The following is a 1,460-nucleotide window of genomic DNA, read 5'->3' as shown; positions in this document are numbered from 1 at the left end:
GGCTCTTCGGACATTCGGTGGGGGTCATGGGGTGAGTCCGCCGGCGGCGAGGAGCATGCGGAGCCGGTAGTTGTCGCGGTTGCGGAAGCCGCGGGCGAGGCGGCGGTGCAGCTCGATGATCCCGTTCACGGCCTCAGTGCCGCCGTTCGATGATCGTCCGGTCGTGAAGTAGGCCAGGAACGCGGCTCGCCAGCGGCGGAGGGTGCGGCCGAGGCGGGCGATCTCGGGGATCGGGCAGGTGTGGAATGTGTCGACGACCTTCTCCGCGATCTGGCGGCCCTCGGCGAGGTCCTTCTGGTGGTAGGCGGAACGCAGTTGCTGGGCGCACTGCCATGCGACGAACACCTCGTCGTGCGCGGGGTCGGCCTCGATCGCTGCCGCGAGCCTGGTCCGCTGCTTCTCGGTGAGGTTCTCGGCGCCGGCGCGGAGGATGGTCTGGATCCCGTAGAGCGGGTCGCCGGTCCGACCGCGATGCCCGAGGGTGTCCTGCTGGACGCGGCGGCGGACCTCGTCGACGGCGGCGGTGCCGAGCTTGACGACGTGGAATGCGTCCAGCACGGCCGTGGCGTCTTCGAGCTGGTCGTCGATCGCGGTCTTGTAGCCGGCGAACGGGTCAAGAGCCGCGACTTTCACGTTCTGCCGGAACGCTTCGCCGCGTTCGGCGAGCCAGGACGCGTAGGCCTTCCCGGAGCGGCCCGGCACCAGGTCGAGCAGCCTGGCCCGCGTCTTCCCGTCCGCGTCGCGGCTCAGATCGACCATCCCGGTAAGCTCCTTCGGACCGCGCTTGCGGGGGTCGACGTGATGCCAGATGTGCTCATCGACACCGAGCGTGGTGACGTTCTCGAATCGGGACTCGTCGGCCGCGAGCCGCTCCAACTCAGGCTCGACAGCGCGCCACACCGTCTTCCACGACGTGCCGAGCTGACGGGCGATACCGTGCACGGTGGCGTGCTCGCGGCGCAGCTGCCCGATCGCCCAGCCGACGGCGCGCGTGGTGATCGACCCGCGCCGGGCGACCAGACCCGGGAGCTGCTCCACGAACGTCCGCCGCGCGCATCCCACCTCGTCGCACCGCCAGACCCGCTGCCGCCATACGATCCGCACCCGCGTCGTCGCGGGCACATCATGAAGCACCCGTCGACGGCGTCCGCGGCCGGTCGCGACGACCCCACACGAGGGGCAGCCGGTCGGCGCCGCTGGCGTCGAGACCGTCACCACCAGCAGCCCGTCGCGACGGTCGACGCGCTCGACATGGACATCGGGAAGACCCAGCAGAACGTCGCAGCGGGAACACGGATCAGCGGCAGAGCGCGCGGAAGCGCACCCCGAAGTAGGGTGAAGCACGTCGAGGTCCTCGTGAAGATCAGACAGTTAGCGCTACTGATCCTCGGGGACCTCGACCCCTACCCGCCGAACCCCACCCGGCAAGCCTCACCCCCACCGAATGTCCGAAGAGCCGG

General features: G+C 70.1%; 1 protein-coding gene. It reads right to left on the bottom strand.

Annotated features, from left to right (window positions below):
• Nucleotides 1-24: 24 nt before the first annotated feature.
• Entirely contained in the window at nt 25-1,344 is a 1,320-nt protein-coding gene (locus RR49_RS00100; RefSeq protein ID WP_425411851.1) for an ISL3 family transposase, read from the bottom strand.
• Between the last annotated feature and the right edge of the window lie 116 nt (nt 1,345-1,460).

Origin of the sequence: Microbacterium ginsengisoli (genome assembly GCF_000956535.1) — a bacterium.
In the GTDB taxonomy this organism is placed as follows: domain Bacteria; phylum Actinomycetota; class Actinomycetes; order Actinomycetales; family Microbacteriaceae; genus Microbacterium; species Microbacterium ginsengisoli.
The sequence above is the reverse complement of the archived record's forward strand: the minus strand, read 5'-3'. Positions and strand labels throughout refer to the sequence as shown.